The 26,492-nt window shown below is 71.5% G+C and carries 23 protein-coding genes and 2 pseudogenes; 18 read left to right on the top strand and 7 right to left on the bottom strand.

Annotated features, from left to right (window positions below; all coding sequences use genetic code 11):
- The first annotated feature begins 154 nt into the window (after window positions 1-154).
- The gene (locus FRANCCI3_RS21625) at window positions 155-613 is read left to right on the top strand and encodes a GatB/YqeY domain-containing protein (protein WP_011438630.1); all 459 of its coding nucleotides are present in this window, start codon (window positions 155-157) and stop codon (window positions 611-613) included.
- Window positions 614-640: 27 nt separating this feature from the next.
- Here the strand turns inward: FRANCCI3_RS21625 and FRANCCI3_RS21630 are convergent, their stop codons facing one another.
- Window positions 641-3,274: a penicillin-binding protein gene (locus FRANCCI3_RS21630; RefSeq protein ID WP_011438631.1), complete on the bottom strand. Its 2,634-nt coding sequence runs from the start codon at window positions 3,272-3,274 to the stop codon at window positions 641-643.
- A gap of 553 nt (window positions 3,275-3,827) precedes the next feature.
- Here FRANCCI3_RS21630 and FRANCCI3_RS21635 point away from each other — a divergent pair.
- Window positions 3,828-4,184, top strand: a complete 357-nt coding sequence (locus tag FRANCCI3_RS21635) for a WhiB family transcriptional regulator (RefSeq protein WP_011438632.1) — start codon at window positions 3,828-3,830, stop codon at window positions 4,182-4,184.
- Between the two features lie 153 nt (window positions 4,185-4,337).
- Here FRANCCI3_RS21635 and FRANCCI3_RS21640 read toward each other — a convergent pair whose 3' ends face one another.
- A complete protein-coding gene (locus tag FRANCCI3_RS21640; RefSeq protein WP_011438633.1) occupies window positions 4,338-5,630 on the bottom strand; it encodes an ArsA family ATPase in 1,293 nt (430 codons plus the stop codon).
- Window positions 5,627-6,658 carry an ArsA-related P-loop ATPase gene (locus FRANCCI3_RS21645; RefSeq protein ID WP_369807779.1) on the bottom strand — a complete coding sequence of 344 codons (1,032 nt, stop codon included), beginning with the start codon at window positions 6,656-6,658 and terminating at the stop codon, window positions 5,627-5,629. Before FRANCCI3_RS21645 ends, FRANCCI3_RS21640 begins: the two co-directional genes overlap by 4 nt.
- 232 nt (window positions 6,659-6,890) lie before the next feature.
- Here FRANCCI3_RS21645 and FRANCCI3_RS25440 point away from each other — a divergent pair, with 232 nt between their 5' ends.
- From FRANCCI3_RS25440 to FRANCCI3_RS21665, 5 genes are all read left to right on the top strand, one after another.
- Window positions 6,891-7,055 carry a DUF4177 domain-containing protein gene (locus FRANCCI3_RS25440; RefSeq protein WP_023840716.1) on the top strand — a complete coding sequence of 55 codons (165 nt, stop codon included), beginning with the start codon at window positions 6,891-6,893 and terminating at the stop codon, window positions 7,053-7,055.
- A 1-nt stretch (window position 7,056) separates the two neighbouring features.
- Window positions 7,057-7,521 (top strand): RidA family protein, encoded by a 465-nt coding sequence (locus tag FRANCCI3_RS21650; protein ID WP_011438636.1) that lies wholly within the window; start codon window positions 7,057-7,059, stop codon window positions 7,519-7,521.
- 100 nt (window positions 7,522-7,621) lie between these two features.
- Window positions 7,622-8,569 carry an NUDIX hydrolase gene (locus FRANCCI3_RS21655; RefSeq protein WP_011438637.1) on the top strand — a complete coding sequence of 316 codons (948 nt, stop codon included), beginning with the start codon at window positions 7,622-7,624 and terminating at the stop codon, window positions 8,567-8,569.
- 2 nt (window positions 8,570-8,571) lie between these two features.
- A complete protein-coding gene (locus FRANCCI3_RS21660) occupies window positions 8,572-9,441 on the top strand; it encodes an MBL fold metallo-hydrolase (protein ID WP_011438638.1) in 870 nt (289 codons plus the stop codon).
- 438 nt (window positions 9,442-9,879) lie between these two features.
- Entirely contained in the window at window positions 9,880-13,371 is a 3,492-nt protein-coding gene (locus FRANCCI3_RS21665; protein WP_373420607.1) for a tetratricopeptide repeat protein, read from the top strand.
- Window positions 13,372-13,475: 104 nt separating this feature from the next.
- On the opposite strand, the gene FRANCCI3_RS21670 is transcribed toward FRANCCI3_RS21665, so the two are convergent.
- A complete protein-coding gene (locus tag FRANCCI3_RS21670) occupies window positions 13,476-14,165 on the bottom strand; it encodes a Crp/Fnr family transcriptional regulator (protein ID WP_035729396.1) in 690 nt (229 codons plus the stop codon).
- A 150-nt stretch (window positions 14,166-14,315) separates the two neighbouring features.
- Window positions 14,316-14,552 carry a hypothetical protein gene (locus FRANCCI3_RS21675; protein WP_023840719.1) on the bottom strand — a complete coding sequence of 79 codons (237 nt, stop codon included), beginning with the start codon at window positions 14,550-14,552 and terminating at the stop codon, window positions 14,316-14,318.
- Window positions 14,553-14,696: 144 nt separating this feature from the next.
- Between FRANCCI3_RS21675 and nth the strand changes: the two are divergent.
- The 4 genes and pseudogenes from nth (at window position 14,697) to FRANCCI3_RS21695 (ending at window position 18,084) form a co-directional block, all read left to right on the top strand.
- Window positions 14,697-15,431, top strand: a pseudogene (gene nth / locus FRANCCI3_RS21680) (endonuclease III).
- Window positions 15,428-16,330 carry an NUDIX hydrolase gene (locus tag FRANCCI3_RS23720; RefSeq protein ID WP_011438644.1) on the top strand — a complete coding sequence of 301 codons (903 nt, stop codon included), beginning with the start codon at window positions 15,428-15,430 and terminating at the stop codon, window positions 16,328-16,330. The pseudogene nth and the gene FRANCCI3_RS23720 overlap by 4 nt, the downstream one beginning before the upstream one ends.
- Window positions 16,330-16,881 (top strand): hypothetical protein, encoded by a 552-nt coding sequence (locus FRANCCI3_RS21690; protein ID WP_023840722.1) that lies wholly within the window; start codon window positions 16,330-16,332, stop codon window positions 16,879-16,881. The genes FRANCCI3_RS23720 and FRANCCI3_RS21690 overlap by 1 nt, the downstream gene beginning before the upstream one ends.
- Before the next feature lie 18 nt (window positions 16,882-16,899).
- Complete coding sequence (locus FRANCCI3_RS21695; RefSeq protein ID WP_011438646.1) at window positions 16,900-18,084, top strand: MarP family serine protease; 1,185 nt, start codon at window positions 16,900-16,902, stop codon at window positions 18,082-18,084.
- A gap of 35 nt (window positions 18,085-18,119) precedes the next feature.
- Here FRANCCI3_RS21695 and FRANCCI3_RS21700 read toward each other — a convergent pair whose 3' ends face one another.
- Entirely contained in the window at window positions 18,120-19,034 is a 915-nt protein-coding gene (locus tag FRANCCI3_RS21700) for an alpha/beta fold hydrolase (protein WP_011438647.1), read from the bottom strand.
- Window positions 19,035-19,201: 167 nt separating this feature from the next.
- Complete coding sequence (locus FRANCCI3_RS21705) at window positions 19,202-19,699, bottom strand: phage holin family protein (RefSeq protein WP_023840723.1); 498 nt, start codon at window positions 19,697-19,699, stop codon at window positions 19,202-19,204.
- A gap of 431 nt (window positions 19,700-20,130) precedes the next feature.
- On the opposite strand from FRANCCI3_RS21705, the gene FRANCCI3_RS21710 reads away from it, so the two are divergent.
- The 7 genes and pseudogenes from FRANCCI3_RS21710 to FRANCCI3_RS28460 form a co-directional block, all read left to right on the top strand.
- Entirely contained in the window at window positions 20,131-21,189 is a 1,059-nt protein-coding gene (locus FRANCCI3_RS21710; RefSeq protein WP_035729189.1) for a hypothetical protein, read from the top strand.
- A gap of 288 nt (window positions 21,190-21,477) precedes the next feature.
- Complete coding sequence (gene ssd, locus FRANCCI3_RS21715) at window positions 21,478-22,686, top strand: septum site-determining protein Ssd (protein WP_011438650.1); 1,209 nt, start codon at window positions 21,478-21,480, stop codon at window positions 22,684-22,686.
- Complete coding sequence (locus tag FRANCCI3_RS21720) at window positions 22,683-23,951, top strand: TadA family conjugal transfer-associated ATPase (RefSeq protein ID WP_011438651.1); 1,269 nt, start codon at window positions 22,683-22,685, stop codon at window positions 23,949-23,951. Before ssd ends, FRANCCI3_RS21720 begins: the two co-directional genes overlap by 4 nt.
- Before the next feature lie 65 nt (window positions 23,952-24,016).
- Complete coding sequence (locus FRANCCI3_RS21725) at window positions 24,017-25,294, top strand: type II secretion system F family protein (protein ID WP_236701450.1); 1,278 nt, start codon at window positions 24,017-24,019, stop codon at window positions 25,292-25,294.
- Between the two features lie 93 nt (window positions 25,295-25,387).
- Window positions 25,388-25,630, top strand: a complete 243-nt coding sequence (locus FRANCCI3_RS21730; RefSeq protein ID WP_023840725.1) for a DUF4244 domain-containing protein — start codon at window positions 25,388-25,390, stop codon at window positions 25,628-25,630.
- Window positions 25,631-25,641: 11 nt separating this feature from the next.
- Complete coding sequence (locus tag FRANCCI3_RS21735; RefSeq protein WP_023840726.1) at window positions 25,642-26,103, top strand: TadE family protein; 462 nt, start codon at window positions 25,642-25,644, stop codon at window positions 26,101-26,103.
- Window positions 26,079-26,486, top strand: a pseudogene (locus tag FRANCCI3_RS28460) (Rv3654c family TadE-like protein); the annotation flags it as partial. The gene FRANCCI3_RS21735 and the pseudogene FRANCCI3_RS28460, both read left to right, overlap by 25 nt.
- Between the last annotated feature and the right edge of the window lie 6 nt (window positions 26,487-26,492).

A 26,492-nucleotide genomic window follows, 5' to 3' on the forward strand; every position in this document is an offset into this window, starting at 1 on the left:
GTCCCAGTCTCACCCACCGCGGGCGGGGACCTGCCGCCACCCGGCCCGGTTCCGCGCGCCGCGCCGCGCACCACCGGGCGCCGCGCACCACCGGGCGCCCCGCCGACGGAACCGGCGTGACCACCCTGCCCGCAGACCATAGGCTCCGGTGGTTATGAGCACCCTCAAGGAACGTCTGCGCGCCGATTTGACCGTCGCGATGAAGTCCCGTGACGAGCTGCGGACGTCCACTCTGCGGCTGGCCCTGGCCGCGGTGAAGGATGCGGAGGTGGCCGGCAGCTCCGCGCGGGTCCTCGACGACCCGGAGGTCTCGAAGGTCCTGACCCGCGAGGTGAAGAAGCGCCGGGAGGCGGCCGACGCCTACGCCGCGGCCGGTCGCGGCGACCAGGCGGACCGAGAGCGGGCCGAGGGCGAGGTGCTCGAGGAGTACCTGCCGAAGCAGCTCGGCGACGACGAACTGGCCACGATCATCGACCAGGTACTCGCGGGTCTGGATGTCAGCGGTCCACGAGCGATCGGTCCCGCCATGAAGTCCGTGCAGGCCGCGGTCGGCGGCCGGGCCGACGGCGGCCGGGTCGCCGCACTCGTGAAGGCCCGGTTGGCGGGCGGCTGAACGAGCCGCGTGGCCCGCGTGGGCCGGTCAGCGCCGCCGGCGCCCGCCCTGGCCCCGGCCATCCGTCCCGTCCAACGGCCCCGAGCCGCCTGAAGCGTTCAGCTGCCGACGCAGATCCGTGCCCGGCTGGCCGCCCCCGGCCGGTTGGCCGTCATTCGGCTGGGCGAGCGCTCCGAAGCCGGGTAGCGTCGATCCACCCGGCAGGACGGCCGTGCCGGTCAGCCCCCCGGAGATCTGCAGGGTGACCTCGGTGTTGAGCGAGACCTCGCTGCCCGGGGCGGGCGACATCGCCACGACGGTGCCGGGGGGCGCCGGATGCGGGACCGGCTGCGACCTGACATGGAAGCCCAGCTGGACGAGCGTCTGCTCGGCGACCTGCTGCGGCTGCCCGACCACGTCCGGCAGTGCCTTCGTCGGCACCTCGGGTTGGGTGTCGTCCGGGGTCGGCAGCGGTTCGACCGGTAGTCCGAGACCGGCGATCGTCCGGATCATCGTGCGGGACCACACCTGGGCGGGATATCCGCCACCGAAGACGTTGCGACCCTTCACATTAATCAGGGGATGCGACGTCGGTCCGCGCGGGTCCGCGAGGGTCACCGCCGCGGCGAGCTGGGGGATGTAACCCGCGAAGGAGGCGGTGCTGAACCCCTCCGCGGTGCCGGTCTTGCCGGCGGCCGGCCGGCCGATCTGCCCGTTCCCGCTGGCCGTCCCGTGGTTGATAACCCCCTGCAGCACGGCGCTGACCTTGTCCGCAATCTTCGGGTCGAGCGCCTGCTGGCAGGGAGCGCCGGTGTCGAAGGGAAGCGGCCGGTCCGTCCCGCCCACCCGCTGGGTGATCGCGAGCACGGCCCGCGCGTCGCACTTCCTGCCCCGCGCGGCCAACGTCGCGTAGGCGGTCGCCAGATCGAGGGTGCTGATCTCGTTGGATCCGAGGATGGAGGAGCCGTCGACCCGGGTGATCCCGTCCACCCCCCTGCATTCGGGATCGTTGTTGTTGTGCTGCCGGATCCGGCACGAGGTGACGCCCATACGGCGGGCCACCTCGGCCGTCTTCAGCACGCCCAGCTTCTCGGCGAGCTGGATGTAGTAGGTGTTGACCGATGACCAGGTTGCGGTCGTCAACGAGTAGAAACCGTCCTCGCTGGGATCGGCGTTTCCGTAGCAGTTCTTGCCCTGGGGATCCGGGTTCGGGAAGACGTTCGAGTGGTAGCAGAGGGGGGCGTGCAGCGTCGTGGAAAGCGGTAGTCCCGATTCGAGCGCGGAGATCAGAGTGAACACCTTGTAGGTCGATCCCGGGGAGAACGAGTCCTCGTCGACGGGATAAATCTCCTTGGTGTGGACGAAGTCCGTGGACAGGGCGGCGGGCTGTCCGTCCGCCGTCGGTCCGTAGACCCGGTTGATCGCCAGGGCGAGCACCTGGCCGGTGTTCGGCTGCACCATCGCGACGCTCGCCGCCACCCGGTTCCCGATCGGGATGACCTCGGTCGCGGCCGACTGCGCCGCCTGTTGCGCCACCGGGTCCAGCGTCGTTCTGATCGTGAGGCCGCCCTCGAACAGTAGTCTGCGCGCGTCCTCCTCCGTCGGGGCGAAGGATCTGTCGTTCAGCAGCCGCTGGCGCACGAGGGCGCAGAAGAACGGCGCGGTCGAGTCGGCGCAGGGATCGGCCGAGTGGGGCTGCCGGTTGAGCACCACCTCGCCATCGTGCGCCTGATGAAAGGCCGCCGCGTCGATGTGATGAAGTTCGAACATGCGGTCGAGGACTACGTTGCGCCGTTCCCGTGCCGCCTGCGGATGTATCGCCGGGTTGAAGGCGTTCGGGTTTTTCACCAGGCCGGCCAGCAGCGCGGCCTGCGGCAGGGTGAGCTTGTCGACGTCGACGTTGAAGTAGTGCCGCGCGGCTACCTGGACCCCGTACGCACCATCGCCGAAGTAGGCGATGTTGAGATAACGCTCGAGAATCTCGTCCTTGCTCAGATGGGCTTCGAGGTACAGCGCATAACGCGCCTCCCGAAGCTTGCGCTGGACGGTCTGCTCGGTCGCGGCCTTCTTCGCCTCAGCCGTCGTCGCGGACATCAGAAGAACGTTCTTGACGTACTGCTGGGTCAGGGTCGAGCCGCCCTGGGTGACCTCGCCGTTCTCCCGGTTGGTGAGATACGCCCGGACGAGACCCTTGTAATCCAGCCCGTCGTGCTCGTAGAACCGGGAATCCTCGATGTCGATGATCGCCTGACGCATCACCGGCGGAACCCGGCCCAAGGACACGACCTCACGGTCCTGCTCCCCGCGCAGCACGGCGAGGACGTTCCCCCGCGCGTCGAGGACGCGCGACGCCTGGGCCAGCGGGGGGACCGTCAGGTTGGCCGGCAGGTCGAGGAAGTCGTCCGCGCCGCCCTTGACGGTCAGTCCGGCCGCTCCCACCACCGGCAGGGCCAGCATGCCGACGAGCACCCCCGCCACCACGCTGATCACGCCGGCGCCGAGCAGCCGCGTGGCCACGAACCCCAGCCGGCGGGCCGATGATGCGATGGGACGAGGCTCAGGCCGGTCGACGTCGCCGAAGCGGAGTTCGTCAGGCCCGTACGGGCGCCCCGGTACACGGTCGCGGGCGGAATCCTCGAACCGCCCACGACCGGGCGTGGGGTGCCCAGGGGGCGTGGTCATCCAGGGACCTCCGTCCAGCCAGGCTGGGACACCCGTCGGAGCATACGGGCCAACATTTGATCAACAAGCGCCACCCCCGCCGCCCCGATTTCCACGAACGCCACAAGGCGGCGGCCCATCGCAGCCGATAATGCCGTGAGCTGGGACGCCGCAGTTCCAGCCCCGGCCGGCGACCCTGCCGGTCCCGGGCGCGCCCCGGACGACCGTGACAACCTCCACACCCGCTGCCCCGCCGCCCACGCTCCATACCTCCACTTTCGGGCGTCATCTCAATTCCGGCCCCACATTAGGGCAATCTCGTCAAAACGGAAACGAAGCGATGAAAAACCTACATTATCTCTGAGTCGATACCTCATTGTCACGCAACAGACATACGGAGGTCACAGACCGCACTACCATGGCGATCCGGATCAATGGCCCGGACTAGTCATTTGGACAACCACCCGTGTGGGGTCTGTGCCGTGGCCACGCCACTCCGTACGGTTTCGGGTCAACGCCACGTCACCACCCGCACGGGCCCCCTGACCCGGACTCGAGAAGAAAGGCAGGTGGCATGACCAGAAGCCTGACCTCCACCGTCAGCACGCCACGCCGTGCCAACACGACCCATCTCGTGGGTTCCGCCGTCGACGGCGACTGGACGGCTCACGCCGCCTGTCGCGACCTCGACCCGGATGAGCTGTTCGTCCAGGGCGCCGCCCAGAACCGGGTGAAGACCCGGTGCTTCGGCTGCGCTGTCCGCACCGAGTGCCTCGCGGACGCTCTCGACAACCACGTCGAGTTCGGCGTCTGGGGGGGCATGACCGAACGGGAACGTCGCGCGCTGCTACGTCGCCGCCCAGACGTCACGTCCTGGCGGAAGCTGCTCACGGACGCCCAGGCCGACCACAGATCGGCCTCCGCCGGCTGATTCAGCGGTGGTCCGACCAGTCCCCAAGGCCGATCGGATCCTTCGCCGGCTATCCCCCGCCCGAGGACAACGTCGTCCCGGTCCGGGATCACGCACATCCGCTGTCGACCGCGTTCTCTCACCCGGATGAACCGGGCTCGCCGATCAAGCTGATCAAGCGGTCCGATCCAGCCGTTCGTCACGCGCGAGCGCATCGCCGATCTCCCGCAGTCCGACGAGATCGTGCACGTCTTCCGACAACGCCTCCACCTCCACTATCGGGGTGTCGGGGTGGGCGCTGGTGAACCGCTCCCGCAGCCGCGCCTCCCGGCTCGCCAACCGGACCCGATCGGCGTGGATGCGCAGCACCGCGGCGGCAAGCGGATGCTCCCCGTGCTCCTCGAGGTTCTCGGCGGCGGCAAGGCTGCGCTCGATGTTGAGCGCCTCGGCATCGCTGTGGTGCATCCGGTTCACGACCAGTCCGGCGAGGGGCATCCCCTCCGCATCGAGCCGATCGACGAAGTAGGACGCCTCCCGTAGCGCCGCGGCCTCGGGTGCGGCGACCACGATGAACGAGGTGCCGGGATCGCCGAGCAGGCGGTAGGTCTCCTCCGCCCGCGCCCGGAAGCCACCGAACATCGTCTCCAGCGCCGCCACGAACTGGCTGACGTCGGTCAGCAGCTGGGCGCCGAGCACCTTGGTGAGGACTCGGGTGAACACGCCGAGGCCGGCGCCGAGCACCTTCACGTACGCCCGCCCGCCGGCCTTCGCCGGCGCGAGCAACAGTCGTAGCAGCCTTCCATCGAGGAAGGCCCCGAGCCTCGTCGGAGCATCGAGGAAGTCCAGCGCCGACCGGGTCGGGGGCGTATCGACCACGATCAGATCCCACGTGCCGGTGGCGTCGAGCTGGCCGAGCTTCTCCATCGCCATGTACTCCTGGGTGCCGGCGAAGGAGGACGACAGCGACTGGTAGAAGGGGTTGGCAAGGAGGGCCTCGGCCCGCTCGGAGGTGCTGTGCGCCAGGACGATCTCGTCGAACGTCCGCTTCATGTCCAGCATCATCGCGTCGAGACGACCACCGGCGGCACCGTCGACCCCGGCCACCTCGCGTGGGGTGTTGTCGAGCGCGGTCAGGCCCAGGGCCTGGGCGAGTCGCCGCGCCGGGTCGATCGTCAGGACGACGACGTTGCGCCCGCGCTCGGCCGCCCGCAGCGCGAGCGCCGCGGCCATGGTCGTCTTGCCGACCCCACCCGAGCCACAGCAGACCACGATCCGTTCCGTGTCGAGCATCGCGTCGACGTCGAGCAGTGGCACGCCGGCCGGATGCGGACGCGTCCGGCGCGCTCCCGGCCCGCCGCGACGCGCCGCCGACTGCCGGACGCTCCCCGCTGCCGGCCTTCGCCGCCCGGCGGACGGTGCCCCGGGTTCCCGCCGTGGTGCACCGGGTGACGGGCGCGCGGGGCTCATGCCACCATCTGCTGCGCCCGCAGCATCTCCGCGAACCGGTAGACGGTGCCGAGGTCGACGCCATCCGCGACCAGCGGCACCTCATACACGGGACGACCCAGCCCGGCAATCTCCGCACGCTCAGCCGCCTCCAGCGCGACGCGATCGGCGTGCTGGGCCGCCTCCCAGGCCAGCGCCTCGACCAGCTCAGGGGTGGGCTCCATCCCAGCCTCCTTGATCCCGGCGGCAATCTCCTCCCGGTCCAGCTCCCCGCGCCGGGCCAGACGGGACTCCTTCGCGCGCAGCAGGGGTGGGCGGGTCATGTTGACCACCACACCGCCGAGCGGCAGGCCGGCGCGGGTCAGCTCGGCCACGCCGTCCACCGTCTCCTGCACCGGCATCTCCTCGAGGAGGGTGACCAGATGCACGGCGGCCCGATCGGGCGCCAGCACGGCCATCACGCTGTCGGCCTGGGCCCGGATCGGCCCGACCTTGGCCAGCCCCGCCACCTCCGCGGTGACATTGAGAAACCGGGTGATCCGGCCGGTGGGCGGCGCGTCGAGCACCACCGCGTCGTAGGCCAGCCCTCCCGGGCGGGTGGCGTCGGGCCGGTTGACCGCCTCCTTGACCTTGCCGGTGAGCAGCACGTCGCGAACCCCGGGAGCGATGGTCGTGGCGAAGTCCACCGCGCCGATCCTGTCCAGGGCCCTCCCGGCCCGCCGCAGGTTGTAGAACATCTCCAGATACTCCAGCAGGGCCTCATCCGCGTCGATCGCCAACGCGAACACCTCCCCGCCGCCGGGGGCGCTGGCCACCTTGCGCTCCCGGTAGGGCAACGGAGGGGTGTCGAACAGCTGCGCGATCTGCTGCCGACCCTCGACCTCGGTGAGCAGGACTCGACGACCACCGCTCGCAAGCGCCACGGCCAGCGCGCCGGCCACGGTCGTCTTGCCGGTCCCGCCCTTGCCGGTGACGATGTGCAACCGCCGGTCCCACGGACCGGCCACCTCGCCGCTCGCTTCCTTGATCACGGTGTTCTCGCTGTCGATCACAGCGTTCTCGCTGTCGGTCACGGTGTTCTCGCCGTTCACAAGCTTGACCGTACCCGCGTGCACGGTCCCCACCACGGTGGTGAGCCGGGAGAAAACCCGCGGCGCACCGCGGGGCGAGCCAAGGTAGGGGATGTGGGGAGAGGTGACCGGAACGATGCGGCGGCGAAGGCTCGGGCCCGGTGACACGGGTGTCCGGAACCGTCGGCGCGATGCTCTAAGGTCCGGTGTCATGCAGACGAAGTGGGAGTACGTGACGGCGCCGGTACTGATCCACGCCACCAAGCAGATTCTCGACAACTGGGGTGAGGACGGCTGGGAGCTGGTCCAGATCGTTCCCGGTCCCAACCCCGAGAGCCTCGTCGCCTACTTCAAGCGTCCCAGGAGTCAGTCCTGACATGGCCGCACCGAGCGAACGCCTGGCGGCGCTGGGCCTGACGCTGCCGCCGGTCCCGACCCCGGCCGGCGCCTACCTCCCCGCGGTCCGGGCGGGCAGCCTGATCTGGACGGCCGGTCAGCTTCCGCTGGTGGACGGCCGGCTGGCCCGAACCGGCCTGGTGGGCGCGGGCGCCGAGGTAACCGTCGAGCAGGCCGCGGAGCTCGCCCGGACGGCCGCGCTCAACGCGCTGGCGGCGGCGTCGTCGGTGGCCGGCGGACTCGACGGGATCACCCGGATCATCAAGGTGGTTGGATTCGTCGCGAGCGCCCCCGGCTTCACTGGCCAGCCAACGGTCGTCAACGGGGCGAGTGAGCTGCTCGCAGCGGTCTTCGGCGAGGCCGGTCAGCATGCCCGCTCGGCCGTCGGCGTCTCGGCGCTGCCGCTGGGCGCACCGGTCGAGATCGAACTGGTGCTCGGGGGGTAGGCCAGTCCCGCCGGTGCCGGCCTCGGGGTTGCGGCGGCGCGCCGCGGCCAACAGGACAAACAAACCCCGCCTCGCCACCAACGGCTCTAGCATCTGGGCAATGGTCGACCACAAGGCTGCCCTGATCGCTCGGCTGCGCTGGTCCCCGGCCGACGGAGGCCGCCGCGACGGGGTGACGGCGCGCCATCCGTCCGCGCCGCCCGCAGCGGTGCGCGACGCCTCGACGGTCGTGCTGCTGCGCGACGCGCCGGGTAACCAGGGGATCGAGGCCTACCTGCTGCGCCGGGCGGCGACCATGGCATTCGCCGGTGGGATGTACGCATTCCCAGGTGGACGAGTAGATCCGGCCGATATGGGGCCAGACGTGCCCTGGGCGGGCCCATCGGTCGCCGAGGTCATGCACGCGCTCGACGCCGATCCCGCACTCGCCCGCGCGCTCGTCTGTGCGGCCGTACGGGAGACCTTCGAGGAGTGCGGGATCCTGCTGGCCGGCGCGGTGGCGGGCGAGGACGGCAGGCTCGGCGGCGGCCCGGAGGCGCTCAGCGATCAGGTCCGGGCCGCCGAGCGCCTCGCACTGGAACGGCACGAGCTCGGCCTGAGCGCCCTGCTCCGCAAATACTCCCTCGTGCTGCGGGCCGATCTCCTCGCGCCCTGGGCCAGATGGGTGACGCCCGAGATCGAGCCGCAACGGTACGACACCAGGTTCTTCGTCGCGGCACTTCCCACCGGCCAGCATCCCGGCCAACCCTCCAGCGAGGCGGACCGGATGCAGTGGATACGCCCTGCGGACGCCCTCGAACGCCATAGGGCCGGGACCATGGACATGCTGCCACCCACCGCGTTCACCCTCGCCGAACTATCCGAATACGCCGACGTCGCGGCGGTGCTGGCCGCCGCCCACGCCCGCGACCTGTCGCCGATCATGCCGAGGATTCTGGTCAGCGGCGGCGAAGCACGCCTCCTGCTGCCGCATGACGAGGCGTACGACGACCCGGGAAACCATGACGACCTGCGGGATGCGGGCCCCGCCGACCCGGCGTGGCAATAGCCATGGCCGTGCCCCGACAGATCACTCCCCTGGCCGCCGTGCTTCTCGCTCCGAATCCGGGCCCGATGACGCTCGACGGCACCAACACCTGGATCCTGCGCGCCGCCGGCGAGGAGGGGTGTGTGGTCGTGGACCCCGGCCCGGACCACGCCGGACATCTGGCGACGGTCGCGGCGGCCGGCCGCGTCGATCTGATTCTGCTGACCCACGGCCATGTCGACCACAGTGCCGGCGCGGCCACGTTGCACGATCTCACCGGCGCCCCGGTCCGGGCGCTCGACCCCGTCTTCCGGCTGGGATCGGAGGGGCTCACGGCCGGCGATGTGATCGCCACGGCCGGCGTCGAGCTCCGGGTCCTCCCCACCCCGGGGCACACCGCCGACTCGTTGTCGTTCCTTCTACTCGGGGAAGACAAGCCGCTCGGGGAAGACAAGCACTCCGCGGATTGCCGGGACCGGGCGGAGTCGGGCCCGACCTCCGGCGACCTCCCGCCCGGTCCGGCGGTGCTGACCGGAGACACGATTCTCGGGCGTGGCAGTACCGTGGTCGCTCACCCGGACGGCCGTCTCGGTGACTACCTGGACAGCCTGCGGCTGCTGCGGGAACTCGGCGAGACCACCGTGCTGCCCGGCCACGGCCCCGAACTGCCCGCGGCTGGCCGCGCGGCCGAGCGCTATCTGGCTCACCGCCACAACCGGCTCGACCAGGTGCGGCGTGCTCTGGTGGACGCCGGGGTCGACGCCGCGGAGGCGGACGCGGCCGACGTGGTCCGCCGGGTCTACGCGGACGTCGACCGCGCCCTGTGGTTCGCGGCGGAACTGTCGGTCCGCGCCCAGCTGACCTATCTGCGGGAGCATCCCGACGGCGCCTGATCAGCCCAGTCGACCAGCCGATGGCGAGCGGCACGTCCGTGGCAGCGGTAGCCGGACGGCCGCCTCACGCCACCGAGAGGTTCCGGGAGGCCACTAAGAGATACCGGGCCGATATCACGCAGCGGTATCGCAGCAGCATCGACGCGGCTGCGGTCGGTCATCCGACAAGACGGGATTCGAGGAAGGAGACCCAGGCCACTAAACTCTGGCACGGAGGGAACCGCCCGTGCGCAGGATGACGATTTCGACCAGCCGAAAACCGGGCGACCGGTCCGGCCCCCTACCCACCGGCCACCCGGACGGGAGGCCCCAGCCATGGTGATCACAGCTCCGCACACGGGCCCGCTACGGTGCCCCCGGTGCAGCTCGGCGGCCGTTCCGGGCGGACGATTCTGCTACCACTGCGGCTTGGAGTTCACCTCGGTCGAGAGTCCCGCGGTGGATGCTTCCGAGCGCCGGGTCGTCACCGTTCTGTTCGGTGATCTGTCCGACTTCACCGCCTGGGCGGAGGATCGCGATCCGGAACGCGTCGGGGAGATGACCGATCGGGTCCTCGCCGCCCTCGCCCACGAGATCGACGAGGTCGGCGGCCGCGTCGACAACCTTACCGGTGACGGCATCATGGCCGTCTTCGGGGCTCCCACCGCCCATGAGGACGACCCTGAACGTGCCGTTCGGGCCGCCGCCGCGATGCAGGAGACCGTTCGTCGGCTGGTGCTCACCTCCACGGGGGGTGACGATGACGGCCGGCTCGGCCTGCGGGTGGGCGTCAACACCGGCGAGGTCCTCGCGGGGGTGCAGGCCGCGCTCTCCTACACCGTGATCGGCGATACCGTGAACACCGCCGCCCGATTGTCGGCCGCGGCCACGATCGGCACCGTCTACGCCGGTCGGGAGACCGCGCTCGCCACCCGGTCCGTGGCCACCTGGCGAGAGCTGCCCGACCTGGTCCTCAAGGGCAAGCGGGAGCCCGTCCCAGCCTATGAGCTGGTGAGCCTGCGCCCGTCGAACGTCGCCCGCCCCGGACTCGCCGACGACGCCATGTTCCTCGGCCGGGACGCCGAGCTCGCCTCGCTGACCGATCTGTTCGACCTGGTCGTCGCCAACCAGTCACCCGAGGTGGCACTGATCACCGGGGAGGCCGGGATCGGCAAGACCCGCTTGGCCATCGAGCTCGCCTGTCGGGCGGAGCGGACCCCCGGCACGACGGTGCTCTGGGGACGGACGGTCCGGCACGGTGACGGCCGCGGGCTGGCGCCCCTGGTCGACGTCGTTCGCAACGCGTGCGGGGTGACCGACGGTGACTCTCTCGACCGGGTGGCCAACCGCGTCCGGCGAACTGTGGCGGGGCTGGCGCATCCGCACAGCGGTGCCCGGCTGCCACCCGGCATCGCCGACCGGCTGCTGCTGCTGCTCGGCGTTCCGCTCGACCGGCGGCCCGCCGTCGCCACCGCGGCGGCTCCGGGGGATCCGGCAGCCCGGGCCTCGCACATCGCGGAGGCCGAACAGCGGTCCGTCGACGCGACGGTGGACGCGGTCGCCCTGCTCCTCGGCGCGCTCGCGTCCTCCGGGCCCATCCTGGTCATGATCGACGATCTGGAATGGGCGACCAGCCAGCTCAGCGACGCGATGAGCCGGCTGGCCTCGGCGTTGTCCGGGCCGATTCTGCTTGTGCTGCTGGACCGGACGGGTCCACGGCTCGCCGGACTGCCCCACATCCATCGCATCGCCCTGCGACCGCTGAGCCTCGAGGCCTCCAGCCGCCTGTTGCAGGATCATCTCGGCGGGGTGCAGCTGGAGCCCCGCGGCCGGGCCGATCTGCTCTCCCGGGTGCATGGCAACCCCTTCTTCCTGGTGGAGCTGCTCAACCTGCTGATCGACCGCGGAATGCTGCACCAGTCGGCCGAGACGACCAATGGGGAGTGGCCGGGCTGGGTCCTCGAGGGCTCCCTGACGGAGGCGACTCTTCCCGCCGGGGTGCAGTCGGTGTTGGCCGCCCGCATCGACGATCTCGACCCGGTGGCCAAGGCGGTACTGCGCGCGGCGGCGGTGCTCGGCCCGCGGTTTCCCGCCGAGGCGCTGCCGGTGGTCGACGAACGGCCCGCCGAGGAGGTCACCCGCGCGCTGCGGGTACTGACCGAGCGCCAGCTCGTCCGGCCGCCCCGGGCGACGGAGACGAGGTGGCGGTTCGTCCATCCCATGGCCCGCGACGCCGCCTACGCCGGGCTACCCAAGGTCGAGCGGGCCCGTCGGCATGCCACGGCGGCGCGCTGGGGGGTGACAGCGATGGTCGGCAGCTCGCGGGCCGTCTCCACCTTCGTTGCGAACCACGCCCTGCGGGCCTATGACCTGGCCGCATCGATGAACCTTCCCATCACCGATCCAGCCTGGTCATCCCGGATGTCCGGGTTCCACGCACATGTCCGGCTGGCGCGCGAGGCGCTAGCCCGAGACGATCATCGAGCTGCCGCCGACCTGCTGGCCAACGCGCGCCGTCTGGGCCGCGGCATCATCGACACGAACGAGGACAACGTCGTGCGGGTGCTGCACGCCGAGGCCCTGGTCGCGCTGCGCCAGCTCGATGAGGCCGAACGCACGCTACGCCCCGCGCTACGCGCCGACGCACCCGTCCGGCGGGCCGCCGCCTTCTCCGTGCTCGGCGAGCTGCGCCAGAAGCAGGGACGCGCCGAGGAGGCGGCGCAGTGCCTGCTCACCGCCCTGGAATCGGCCCAACAGGCCGGTGACGACCGTGCGGAGGCCGCCGCGTTGCGCCGGCTGGGCATGCTCGAATACAACGCTGGCCGTATCGACGCGGCGGAGGAGCGCTACCGCGAGGCCCTCGCGATCGCCCGCCAGGTCGACGATCCCCGCGGGGTCGGTTGGGCGTTGCAGCACCTGGCCTGGAGCGCCACCACCCGGGGGGACTATCCCCGCGCCGAGCGGACGCTGCGCGAGGCGTCCGCGGTGTTCGACCGGCTCGAGGACACCGGCGGCCTCGGCTGGTGCCGGGGCACGGAGGCGCTGGTGCTGCTGCTGTCCGGGCAGCTCACCCGGGCCCGCAAACTCACCCGCGAACTGATCGAGCTAGCCAGTTCCGTGGGCGAGCAGTGGGGGATGGCCGTCTGCCTCACCATCGACGCGATAGCGGCCGCCGAGCTGGGCGACATCGCCACCGCCGAGACCCACGCGGAGCGGGCCGCTGAGCTGTTCACCAGCATCGGCGACGCGTGGGGAACAATGCTGACCCTGGTCGCCCGTGGGCTGGCGGCCCGTGGCACCGGCGAATCGGCCCGCGGGGCGGAGTACCTGGAACAGGCGTGTGCCGAGGCGGCCGCCCGCGGGCACGTCGTCGTCGGCGCGCTGGCCCGGGTGCTGCTCGGGCTGACCTGGCTCGACGCCGGCGAAGTGGACAAGGCTGGGCAGGCCGCCGAGATCGCGCAGGCGGACCTCGCGCAGCTGGAGCTGCGCCCGCATGCCCAGCTCGGGGCAAAGGTACTGGTCGCGCAGATCGCCCGGGCCCGCGGGCGGCTCGATGAGGCGACCGAGCTGTTGCGGGAGGCGTTGTCGGCAAGCGAACCGGCAACCCTGATGTTCCCCCGCCGGCAGGCGTACGCCCATCTCGCCGGCATCCTGTTGGATGCCGGGCAGCCCACCCAGGCTCTCACCGTGGCCCGGCGCGCGGTCAACGTGGATGCCGAGGACGTACGCGCCCAGGTGCTCGGTTACCGCGCGCTCGGCACCGCGCTGGTGGCCAACGGCGATCTGGAAGGCGGTCGTGCCGCCTATCTGCGGGCGCTGGCGGCCGCGACCGCCACGGGGGCTGTCAGCGAGGCGCCGCAGACCCGCAGGCTGCTGGCGAGACTGCCGGTCAGCGGGGCCGCCGACGGCGCGACCATCACTCCCGCGGGCCTGGCCGGGACGGCCGGATGAACCGCTGGAGCGGTCACCTCCCGTGGCCGGGCCTTGCGCGCGTCAACCGGCGCTCGAGGCCCCGGCGGGACCTCGAGCCGGTCGCCGGTCGCCGGTCGCCGGTCTCAGCGTGCGCGGCGGGAGAGGCGTTCGCGATCGAGCAGCACGACCGCGCGGGAGTCCAGGCGCAGCCAGCCCCGGGTGGCGAAGTCGGCGAGCGCCTTGTTCACCGTCTCCCGGGACGCGCCCACCAGCTGGGCCAGTTCCTCCTGCGTGAGTCCGTGCTCGACACGGACACCGGCGGCCTCGTTGCCGGGCTGTGCCGGCTCGCCGAAGCGTTCCGCCAAGTCGAGGAGGGCTTTCGCCACTCGCCCCGGCACATCCGTGAACACCATGTCGGCAACGTTGTCGTTGGTACGCCGCAACCGGCGGGCCAGCTCCCGCAGGAGCATCGCGCCCGCCTCCGGGCGTGATCGCAGCCAGGGACGCAACGCGGTATGTTCCAGCAACAGCAACGATGCATCCGTGACTGCCGTAGCGGTAGCCGTGCGTGGGCCGGGGTCGAACAACGACAGCTCCCCGAACAAGTCTCCGGGACCCATCACGGACAGCAGGTTCTCCCGGCCGTCGGCCGACTGACGTCCTATCTTCACCTTTCCGGACAGGACGATGAAGACCCGGTCCCCGACATCTCCTTCACGGAACAGCACGTCCCCACGGGTGACATCCTGCCGATCAAGATGGTCGGAGAGGGCCATTCGGTCCTGCTCGGACAGCCCTACGAACAGTGGTACACGGGCAAGCAGATCCTCCACGGTCCTGAGCATGCCAGGACTATCGGCAGAGAGCACGGCCAGGGACCCCCAGATGGCCCCGACAGGCCGATCGACAGGGCTCCGACGGGCCGATCGACACGGCCCGACCCGGACCCGACGGGCCGATCGACACGGCCTAGCCCCGCGCGGTCAGGCGGCTCGATGCTTGCCCGGCGGCGGTCGGCGCAGGCGCCGCCGGTAGCGCTCCAACGCGGCGGGGAGGCCCTGATTGACGAAGGTGCTGACCTCGTCCGGCCGGGCGTTGTCGAGGAAGCCCTCGAGGCCCTTACCGGTGTCGGCGGCATTCAACGGACGTTCCACCCGTTCCATCGCCAGCAGAAGGCCGAGAAGCAGCAGGGGAAAGGTGACCGCGGCAATGACAAACATGACCTCTCCATGGTGGCCGACCGGCGACCATCGCATGCGACCGGGGGTGGGTGTGTCGCGCATTGGCCACCTGGCCGGGGCCCGTTCGGACCACCCGGCCGCGGCGCCGGACGGGCGGATCGACCGGCAGATACGCTGCCAGACATGCCCGCAACCGTCGACGCCGCGGCCGAGACCCCGCTCGCGAAGACCCGGCGGGCTCGCCGGATAGTGCGTCTGCTGGGCGATATCCATCCCGACGCCCGCATCGCGTTGCACTTCGACAACGCTCTCGAACTGCTGGTTGCCACCGTCTTGTCGGCCTAGTGCACCGACAAGAAGGTCAACGAGGTCACTCCCGGAGTGTTCGCCCGTTATCGGACCGCAGCTGGCTATGCGGGCGCGGACCGCGCCGAACTCGAGGACATGCTGCGGCCGACCGGGTTCTTCCGTGCCAAGGCGAACTCGCTGATCGGCATCGGCGCGGCCCTGACCGAACGCTTCGACGGTGAGGTTCCACGGTCGCTGGCGGCCCTGGTGACCTTGCCGGGCGTCGGTCGCAAGACGGCGAACGTCGTGCTCGGGCATGCGTTCGACATGCCCGGAATCACCGTCGACACCCACGTCGGGCGGCTGTCCCGCCGCTTTGGGCTGACCACTCAGACCGACCCCGTCAAGGTCGAGTCGGACCTGGCGGCGCTCATCGAACAGCGGGACTGGACCATCGCCTCCGATCGCATGATCTTTCATGGGCGACGGATCTGTCACTCGCGCCGCCCGGCCTGCGGCGCCTGCGGGCTGGCCCGGCTGTGCCCGTCCTTCGGGCTCGGCCCCACCGAGCCTGCCGAGGCGGCCCGGCTGGTCCGGGGAACACGCAGCGACGTCGAAACCCTGCGATGACCGAGCTGCCAGCCAACGCCGACGGCGCCTTCGACACCGACGGGACTACCGTCCCCCCGCCCCCGGCCTGGCTGCGCGCTCTGGCGGAGAAGGCCGGGCAGGCCCTCGTGACCAGCCGGACCCATCCGGGTCATGCAGGCGCGGATGCTCGACCGGCCGCCGTACTCATCCTGTTCGGCGATGATGGCCCGGAGGGGCCGGACATCCTCCTGCTCGAACGGGCGGCCGAGCTGCGCAGCCATGCCAGCCAGCCCGCGTTCCCCGGTGGCGCCACCGACGCGACAGACGAGTCGCGGGTGCACACGGCGCTACGCGAAGCCGAGGAGGAGGTAGGGCTCGACCCCGCGGGGGTCGAGGTGCTCGCCGTCGCATCCCCGCTCTACCTGCACGCCAGTCGTTATCTCGTGACCCCGGTGATCGGCTGGTGGCATACTCCGTGCGCGGTCGTACCCGTCGATCCCGCCGAGACGTCGTCGGTCGCCCGGGTGCCACTCGCGGAGCTGGCCGACCCGGCCAACCGGGTCATGCTGCGCCACCGCACCGGCCTCGCCGGACCCGCCTTCCGGGTCCGCGGCATGCTGGTGTGGGGCTTCACCGCGGGCATCCTCGATGTTCTTCTCCGTCTCGGCGAGTGGGAACGGCCGTGGAACGACACCGAGCTCATCGACTACCCGGTCGCGCGGGCCACGACCAGCGGGACCCCGGTCGTGCCCGCACAGACGACCAGCCCACCGGCACCGTCCCACCCACCGGCACCGTCCCACCCACCGGCACCGTCCCACCCACCGGCACCGTCCCACCCACCGCTACAGTCCGGTCCACTGGACAAGTCCCCGCCACTGGACAAGTCCAGCCCGCCGGCGGCACCGGCATCGCCCTGCGACGAGAGGCACAGCTGATGACCAGCACCGCGGACCGTGACCATGCGGGACCGCGACCGTCCATCCACTCCTCCCGGCAGGGGCGGTCACGACGGCCGGATGGTATCCAGCACCCGCCCGCTCGGGTGGCCTGGATGGACCGGACGGGCTGGACCAGGCGGACAACCCGGCTGGGCCGGCTCACGGTAGCCCTCGGGCTGGCACTCGGTCTGTTCCTGGGCGCCGCGGGTTGCGGAGGCTCGGGCAAGGACGGCACGTCGACGGGGCCCTCCCTCACTCCCACCGAGGGAGCGGGCGGCCTGCAGATCTTCGCCGTCACGGGCCTGCCGAACCTGCACTTCTCCGCGATGGAACTGGTGGCCAGGCCGGGGCGGATCCGCGTCGACTTCTCGGTCGCGCCGCAGTCCCCGCCGCACAACTTCGTCATTCCGCGGATTCCCGAGGCACACACGCGCATCGTCTCCGCGGGAGAGTCACAGAGCATCACCTTCTCCGTGACGGAACCGGGTAGCTACCCGGTGGTCTGCACTCTGCATCCCAACATGACAGCCACACTGAAGATCCTCTGAGTCGAACCGACGCCCGCCGTGCTCAACGTCCTGGACATCGTTCTTCTCCTGCTCGTCGTACTCTTCGCGATCTCCGGGTACCGGCAGGGCTTCCTGGTGGGCGCGCTGTCGTTCGTCGGCTTCCTCGGCGGTGGTGTGCTCGGTGCCAAGGTTGCGAAGCCCTTCGCCGAACTGATCGGCCAGGAGAGCCACGGCGCCATGGTCGGTCTCCTGGCCGTGCTCGGTCTCGCCCTGGTCGGGCAGGTCGCGGGCACCGCGATCGGGGTCGCCAGCCGGGACCGGGTGACCTGGCGCCCCGGCAGGGCCGTCGATGCCGCCGCGGGTGCGGTGCTCTCCGGCTTATCGGTGCTTCTTGTCGCCTGGCTGCTGGCGACGGCCGTCGATCGATCGCCCTTCGAGTCCCTCGCCCACTCGGTCCGGGAATCGCGGATCCTCGCCACCGTGGACGCCGGGATGCCCAACGAGGTCCGCAGTGCATTCGCCGACCTGCGCCAACTGGCTGACGACAACGGCTTCCCCGAGGTCTTCGCCGGGCTCGGCGGCGGGCGCATCGTCGCTGCCGATCCGCCCGATCCCGCTTCCACCCGGACTGCCGGGGTCCGCAACGCGGCGGCGAGCATCGTGAAGATCCGTGGCGTCGCCAGCTCCTGCGATAAACGGGTCGAGGGATCCGGGTTCGTCATCGCCCCGCAGCGCGTGATGACCAACGCGCACGTCGTAGCCGGAGTGCACCGTCCGGTGGTCGTGCTGGCCTCGCGCACCCTGCCTGCCGAGGTCGTCCTGTTCGACCCCGACCGGGACGTCGCCGTGCTCCGCGTGCCGGACCTGCAACGGCCGCCGCTGCGGTTCCGGACAAACCCACCGGCCGCGGCCGAAGACGCCGCAGTGATCGCCGGTTATCCCCAGGACGGGCCATACACCACTGTGGCGGCGCGCGTCCGCAACCATCAGACCGCCCAGGCCCCGGACATCTACTCGCACGGCCTCGTCCTGCGCGACATCTACGCGGTCCGTGGACGGGTGTTGCCGGGAAACTCCGGTGGACCCCTGTTGTCCGAAAGCGGAGACGTCCTGGGCGTCGTGTTCGCCGCGGCCGTCAACGACAGCGACACCGGTTACGCCCTGAGCGCCGCCGAAGTGGCCAGGCCTGCCGCCGCCGGGGTGATCGCCACGGCGGAGGTGAGCACTCAGGGGTGCGACTGACCTCCCGTACTCCCGCACCGGTGGCCGGGCGACGCTCAGGGACGAAGCCAGCCGAGCAGTTCGGCGTTGACGAGGTCGGGGGCCTCCTCATGCGGGAAGTGCCCGATCTCACCGAGCAGACGCCAGGTGTAGGGGCCGCTGACGTAACGCCCGGAGCCCTGGGCGGTGGACGGCAGGAAACAACGGTCCATTTCCCCGTGTATCTGCAGGGTCTCCATCCGCAGCGACCGACGGAGGACACTACCGAAACGCGCCCCATCGGGCCGGAATAACGACCGGAAGATCCACCGGTGGTACTCCAGGGAGCTGTGCGCCACCCCGGGAACGCGCATCGCCGATCGATATCGCCGCTCGGCCTCGGCATCCGGATACCCAGGTCCTCCCCAGCCGCGTAGCAGCGTTGCGACGTGGGCGGCGTCCTCGGCCACCAGGACCCGTTCGGGCCGCCACGGCAGCTGAAAACCGAGCATGTACCGGCTGGCGACACCCTGACCACGAGGATCCGCCGCGATCTGGTGCCGCAGCCGCAACGGATGGGGCATGGCCAGGATCGCGAGTCGACGCACCACCATCGGATGACGGACCGCAGTGGTCCAGCCAAGCAGCCCACCCCAGTCGTGGCCCACGACCGCGGCGTCCGGTTCCCCTAATGCTCTGACCAGACCGGCCACGTCATCGGAGAGGGTGAAGGCGTCATAGCCCCGAGGCGGCTTGTCACTCGCTCCGTAGCCGCGCAGGTCCGGCGCGACGACGCGGTAGCCCGCCGCCGCCAGCGCGGTGAGTTGGTGACGCCAGGCCCACCAGAACTGCGGGAAGCCATGCAGCAGCAGGACGAGCGGGCCGCTCCCCAACTCCGCCACGTGCAGCCGGGTACCGTTGGCAGACACGTCACGGTGCCGCCACGGCCCGTCGACCAGGACGGTGGCGGGCTCGGGAACGGTGTCCTCCATCGCCTGCCAGGATGGCAGACCAGCCCCCGGCCCCGGACCGGCGGTGCTCGTGACGAGCCGGTCGTGGGGTCCGCCGCCGGCCCTCGAACGTCCGCCGCCGGCTCCCTCGCCAGACCCTGTGCCGACCGCGCCTGCAGCTTGGGTACCGGCGAACACCGAACAGGACGTCAGTGCCCGCGCTGGCCCGGGTGGGCGGCCGCACCCGCCGACTCGACCGCGTCTCCCGGTCCGACCGGACCCGCTGACCTGGCTGGGGCGGTCGTCGGATTACGTAGCCAGGTGATGTCGTCGCGCACGGTCTGGATGGTCCGCTCGGGCGGGGAGAGCTTGCGCAACCGCGCCATCGCGAACAGGGCCAGCAGCCCCGCGACGACGAGGTAGAGACCGGCCGTCAGCAGATAGGACCAGAAACGCTCGATGCCGGCCCAGGTGAACAGCTCTCCCAGAAAGATCGTGACGGCGATCAGAGCGCAGAACCCGAGGCCGGCCGCCACCGCCAGAAAACCGATTCCGAGCGCAGCCGACACCGCCTGCTGGGCAAGCTCGGCCTTGGCCAGGTTGATCTCCTGACGAACCAACAACGAGACATCGCGAGTGGCCAGAGCCACCAGCTCACCCAGCGTCGGCTCACGGCCGTCCCGAGCCTTCCCGGCTGCGATCGACACTTCTGGTCCTCCCTCTGGCGGCGACCCGCCCGTGCTGGACGGCGGGACAGTTCGCGCTACCGCCCTGATCCGACATGCACCCTGATCCGACATGCACCCTGATCCGACATGCACCCTGATCCGACATGCACCCTGATCCGACAGGGTCCGAACCGGCGGCGGACCGGGAGGCCCCACCGGAGGCCATCCGCCCCGGCCCCCTCCGGTCCATACCGTCAATACCCTCCCGGCCGACCGTCCCCCCATCATGACGCGGTCCGCCGCCCCGGTCCCGCTACGCAGTCTCCCCCGCGCGGAGCCGCCTGGGGGCCCAACGACGCGGCTCAGACCTGTGACTCCTCCTACGGGTCTCACCGTCTTCCCGCTTGGCCCGGCCCGCCTGGCCTGGACGGTCCGACCCCGCACGGCCCAGCCCGCATGGCCCAGCCCGCATGGCGCGGACGGGTAGCGTGCGAGCTGTGAGTCTCCGCCCGTCTGGAACAATCCTCGCCGCCGATCCACTCGCCCGTGTTGCCGCTCTGCCCGGGGTGCGTGAAGCCGCGGACAGCGCCCGATCCGCGGTGGACACGCTTCTGCGCCACCGCGTTCTGCGCCGCCAGAGCGCCGAGGTGACCGCGGAGGCATCGTTGCGGGCCGCCCGCGCCTGCGCCGCCCTCGAGGGATACGAGATCAGCCTGGACGAGTTGCGGGCGCACCTGGCCCGGTCCGGGCCCGAAGGCGTGCTCCCCGGCCCGGAGGAAACGGACGCGTCGAAGGCCGGAGCGGTCACCGACCGCGGTACACGGAACGACGCCGCCATGACCGGATCCGGCCATCCGTTACCTGTCGTCCTCGGCACGGTTCGGCTCTACGCCGAACTGGGCATCCTGGTTCCGGCCTGGGAGCGGGCACCGCGACAGGCCCTGGCCCGCATGCACGTGCTGCTGGGCCGGGGTTTCGTCCCGGACGACGAGCTCGGTCGTCCGCGGGCCGATGCCGGCACCCGGGCGATCCTCGACCCGTTGCGGTTGGGCCCGCCTCCCCACTCGGTGGAGACCTCGGTTCGGCTGGATGGCCTGACCGGACTCCTCGTCGCGCCCACGAGCGCGCCGGCGATCGTGGTGGCCGCCGTGGTGCACGGGGAGCTGCTGGCCCTACGACCGTTCGGCGCCCTCGACGGGGTCATCGCCCGGGCCGCCGCCCGTCTGGTCCTGATCGGCCGGGGCCTCGATCCCAAGGCACTCACGGCGACCGACGTCGGACATCTCGAGATGGGACAGAACCCGGCGAGCATCCTGCGGGTGGACCGCGCGGGGGACGCCCACGCCGGAGAGGCCTACGCCGGAGAGGCCTACGCCGGGGACGCCTACGCCGGGTACCGCGAGGCCGCCGCGGCCTATGTCGGTGGCGGCGCCGACGGCGTGGCCATCTGGGTACGGCACTGCGCGAAGGCCCTGGAACTCGCCGCGCGGGAGTCCCTCGCCGTCTGCGAGGCGCTCGCCCGAACCTGATCCACACTTACGGAGCGATTGACGCACCTGACGGATCCGCTGCAGGGATGGACCACAACGAACCTGCCCGTATGAACCACTCGGTGCGGACCCCTGCGTGGGCTGCCGCCCCCTCCTGCCACGTGGGCGGCAGCCACGCGTTCCCGGCCTGCGGCCTCGGCAGGTCTCGGCAGGTCGAAACCTCCATCAGAACATCTTCAGGCCCTGTGGAGGGCGGTCATCCACAGGGCCTGTCCCGGCGCATGGTGAGACCACGTCTTCCCCGACCCCGATGGGAACGAGGCCGCCATGTCCCCTGCTCCGCCCCTGCTGACCGCCGCGGAGAACCACGGTCCGGTCGTACGCCCGCTCATCGTCACCGCCATTCCCGACCTGCTCGACGATCTGTTGCGGCTTGCGGCGGCCGCCGGTGTGTCGATGACGGTCGCCGCCGAGATGAGCGCGGTGCGCCGCAACTGGACGTCGGCTCCCCTGGTCATCGTCGGAATGGACGAGGTCGAGCCGTGCATCGCGGCCACGCTGCCCGATCGACGGCATGTAGTCCTGGTCGGGGGACACGTCGACGACGGCCGGGTGTGGGACGCCTCCGTGCGCATCGGCGCCGATCACGTGGTCTTCCTTCCCGAAGCCGAGCCCTGGCTGGTCGACCTCCTCAGCGATCTCGACGGCCTCGATCGGCATCGTTCGGTGACGCTGGGCATCATCGGCGGCCGCGGCGGGACGGGAGCCTCCACCTTGGCCGTCTCGCTGGCCCTGGCCGGGCTGAGGCACGACCTGCGCACGATGCTGATCGACGCGGATCCGCACGGTGGCGGGCTCGCCCCCGCCTTCACCCGCCTCGTGCCGTCCATGTCCGGTGCCTTCCCTGGCGGGGAGACCTCCAGTCTGGCGCCGCTGTTTCCCACGCGCCACGACCAGCATGACCAGATGGACGGGAGCGGCCCGGTCGGACCGATCGCCTGGTCCGACCGGCTGCCCCGCCGGGGTGACCTCTCCGTGGTGTCCTGGGATCCCGCCGTCAGCCCAGCCGTTCCCCCGGCGACGATGGCCACCCTGCTCGCGACCGCTCGTTGCACGTCCGACCTGGTGATCCTGGATCTCCCCGGCCGAGGGAATCCGGCGGCCACCGCAGTCGACGCGGGCACCACCGTGGCCCTGCGGACCTGCCAGACGGTGCTGATCGTCACGCCCGCGGACCTGCCGTCGATCGTGGCGGCCGAACGTGTCTGCTCGGCCGCCATCCGCCGGTCCGCCGATGTGCGCGCCGTCGTCCGGCTGCACCCGTCCGACCGCCTCACCCCGGAGGCAATCGCCACGATGCTCGGCGTGCCACTGGCCGGGGTGATCAGCAGCCGACGGCACCGTTCGGTTCCCACTCGCGACCGCTACGGCGGCTCAGCCGACAGGAACACCATCGATCGCCTCAGCGAGGAGCTGCTGACCCGCCTCTGCGTTCTCGGGCCACGGGTGTGGCCCGATCCGGAGGCCTGGTCATGACCGGGCTCGGCGAGCGACGCAGGTCCCCATTCCCCGCCACAGGTCACACGGCCTCACCGGCTGCCCGAGCGGCCGCGAGGCCCGCGGTCTCCACACGATCTTCACCGCCGTCCGCAATTCCATCGGAACCGCTCGAACCGTCAGAACCGCTCGAACCGTCAGAACCGGTGACCGCACCCGCGGAGCCGCCCGGAGCCGGCCCGCTGGATCCCCTCCTCGCTGATCCGCACGTCACCGATGTCCTGGTCAACGGGCCCGGTGAGGTCTGGGTGGAACGCCGGGGCCGGCTCATCCGTACCTCGGTCGCGTTCGCGGACGAGGAAGCGGTGCGGCGCCTGGCCGTTCGTCTCGCCGCGACGGCCGGGCGGCGCCTGGACGCCGCGATGCCCTTCGCTGACGTGCAACTGCGCGACGGAACCCGGTTGCACGCGGTTCTGGCACCGATCGCGGTGCAGGGTACGTGCCTGTCGCTGCGACGGACCCGGCGTCGCCCCTTCACCTTCGACGAACTCGTGCTCGCCGGAACAATGAGCCCGGCGGTGGCGGGCGTGCTGCACGCGGTCCTGAGCGCCCGACTTGCGATCGTGGTGACCGGGGGCACCGGCTCGGGCAAGAGCACACTGCTTGCCGCACTACTGGGAGCGGTGCGCCCCGACGAACGGATCGTGCTGGTGGAGGACACCGCCGAGCTCGTCATGGACCGTCCGGGGATGGTGCGGCTCGAGGCCCGCCCGCCGAACATCGAGGGCGCTGGCGAGGTGACCCAGCGCGATCTGGTCCGCCAGGCGCTGCGCATGCGCCCGGATCGGCTGGTGCTCGGCGAGGTCCGCGGCCCCGAGGTGCTCGATCTCCTCGTCGCCCTCAACACCGGTCACGAGGGCGGGCTGAGCACCGTGCACGCCAACGACACCAGTGCGCTGCCCACCCGCCTGGAGGCTCTCGCCGCCCTTGCCGGGCTGTCCCGCCCCGCGGTCCACAGCCATATCGCGGCAGCGCTCCACACCGCCGTTCATCTTTGCCGGGAGGCCGACGGCCGCCGTCGGGTCTGCGCGATCGGGGTGTTCCGCCAGACGGACAGCGGACTGGTTCAGGTCGTGCCGGCCCTGGTCGTTCCTGCCGCACCTTCCCGGAACGGGCCAGCCCTGCGCGCCTGCGACCCGACGCCGGCGGAGGGCCTGCCGATCCTGCGTGACCTGCTGGACGTGCGCGGTGTCTCGCTTCCAGCCCTGGTTGACGCCGGGTCGCAGGTGCGGAGGCGAGCATGACCGTACTCGAGCGCGTGGGGACCGTCCCGGCAACCATCGCAGTCACCCGGCCGAGGACCGGAACCATGATCGGTTCAGGAATCGGCCTGGTCCTCGGTGCCGTCCTGCTCACGCTGACCTCCGGACCGGTGGCTGCGGGCGTCATGGCCGTGCTGCTCTGCTGTCTCGCCCGGGCGCGACGGCGGTCACTGGAGCGGCGCAGGCAGGTGGCGGTCCGCCAGTCCGCGGAAGACCTCCTCGCCGCGTTCGCGGCCGAGCTCGACGCCGGCGCACCCCAGCTCGAGGCCCTACGCCGGGCGGCGGGCGGCATCGACGAACTCGTTGCGGCACCGGCGGGACGATCGGCGTGGCTGCCCATCGACCAGCTCGGTGCCGCGCTCGACCGGACGGAGGAGCCCGGTGCGTTGTTGTGCCGCAGTGAGGCGTCATCACTGCGGCAGCTCGGAGTCGCCTACCAGGTCTGCGCGGCCGTCGGCGCAAGGCTGGCGCCCGTCGCGACGATGCTCGCGGCGGTCGCCCGCGCCGACGCGGTGCGGGCGGGCGAGCTGACCTCGGCACTGGCCGGGCCCCGGTCATCCGGACGGCTGGTGGCCTCGCTTCCGCTGGCCGGAATCGTCCTGGGGTCGCTCGCGGGAGCAGCGCCGATTGCGGTGCTGCTGGGCACGCCGGCGGGGATCGGATGCCTGCTCGTGGGCGGGCTCGCCGACCTGGTCGGAGTCCGCTGGCTTCGCCGCTTGGCGGACGGCGTGGAGCGACGGGGAGAGCCGGTGGCCGTGGATGCAACGGGCCTCGCGCCCCCGACCTCCGCCGTGGCGGGGCACAACCGGTTCCTCGCCGACTTTCCCCTGGCCCTGGACCTGATCGCGGCGTGTCTACGCAGCGGGGAAACCATTATGTCGGCGGCGCGGGCCGTCGGCGCCGCCACCGGTGGCGTGTTGGGCGCGGAACTGTGCTCCGTGGGCGATGCACTCGCGGCGGGCGCCACGGTGGGCGCCGCATGCGAGCGACTGGTGGCCGCGAGTCATGCTCCCCGACTCACCGACCGGTTGCCCGGATGGGCTCGCCGCGGCCGCGTGACGCCGCCGTCCCGGCGGGCCAGGATGGTGCGGGCAGCGATCATGGCGCTCGATCGCGCGGAGATGTCCGGGGCGAAGCTCGCCGCCACTCTCACCCGACTGGCCGATCGTGCCAGGGACGAAGCCCACGCGGAGAGCATCGCCGCGGCTCGTCGGGCAGGTGTCCTGGCGGTCGCGCCCCTGGGCCTGTGCTTCCTTCCCGCCTTTCTCCTGCTCGGAGTGGTCCCCATGGTCCTCGGATCCGTCCCCGCGCTGTTGCCGGCCTGAAGTCCCGATCATCCAGCTGCCACCGCGGCGCCAAGCGCCCAGGTCTGACCCATCGCTCGATCCCGATCCTCCCCCGTCCCGGAGGTAGTTCTCATGTTCCTGGCAGCCCGCTCCTCGTGCCGACGCCTGTCGCGATGGCCGGTGTCCCGGCGGCTTCTCAGCGTGTGGCGCCCGGCCGTCCAGGCCCGCGACCACGGCATGTCCACCGCCGAGTACGCGGTCGGCACGCTTGCGGCCGTGGCGTTCGCCGGCGTCCTCTACGCGGTGGTATCGAGCTCCGCGACCCGGTCGCTGGTCTCCTCGGTGGTGCAGCGCGCGCTGACCGTGGCGTTCTGAGCGCGGCCGTGATGCCTGTGCGCTCCTCCCAGCGGCCGCCGCGGCCGGTGACCCACCGACGTGGGAGATCCGTCCGCGGGTCGGACCGCGGCCAGGCCACCGCCGAGCTCGCGATTGGCCTGCCCTCACTGTTCGTCGTCTTCTTCCTGGCTGCCTGGATGCTCGGTGCCGTCGCGGCCCAGACCCGATGCGCCGACGCGGCACGCATCGGCGCCCGCCTGGCCGCCAGGGGGGAGCCGGATTCGGCCGTGCACACCATGGTGATCCAGGCGGCACCCGTCGGCTCCACCGTGACGCTGCACCGCGGCGCGGGTCGGCTCGAGGTACAGGTGTCGGTGCACGTCGGTGGCATCGGCGTCAGCCGGCTGGTTCCCGGCATCGAGGTGGCGGCGCGGGCCGTCACCCCCGTCGAGGCGACGGTCGATCTTCCGTCCGATGCCCCCACCGGATGCCCGGCCCGGATGGTGCCGTGAGCGGGGCGCGCCGGCTGAGGACGCTGCCGACCGTCAAGCCGGGGGTAGCGCCGTCCGTCGCGGCCCCCGATGCGGGGTCCGCGACGGTATGGCTGCTGGCCGTCCTGTTCGCGCTGCTCTCGCTGGTGAGCGTCGCGTTCACCGTGACGGTGATCAGCGCGGTCCGGCAGCGGGCCGCTGGAGCGGCGGATCTCGCCGCCCTCGCGGCCGCTGCGATGCCGCCCGCCGACCAGCGGACGGTGTGCGCGCGGGCCGACGAGGTCAGCGCAGCCAACGGGGCGCGGCTGGCAGCCTGCCGGGTCGACGGCAACGCCGTCGAGGTGACGGTCCTCGCGCGCCTACCGGCGGTACTCGGCCCGCTCCCGGAGCTGTCCGCCCGCGCCCGTGCC

It is taken from the genome of Frankia casuarinae (genome assembly GCF_000013345.1).
Lineage (GTDB): Bacteria > Actinomycetota > Actinomycetes > Frankiales > Frankiaceae > Frankia > Frankia casuarinae.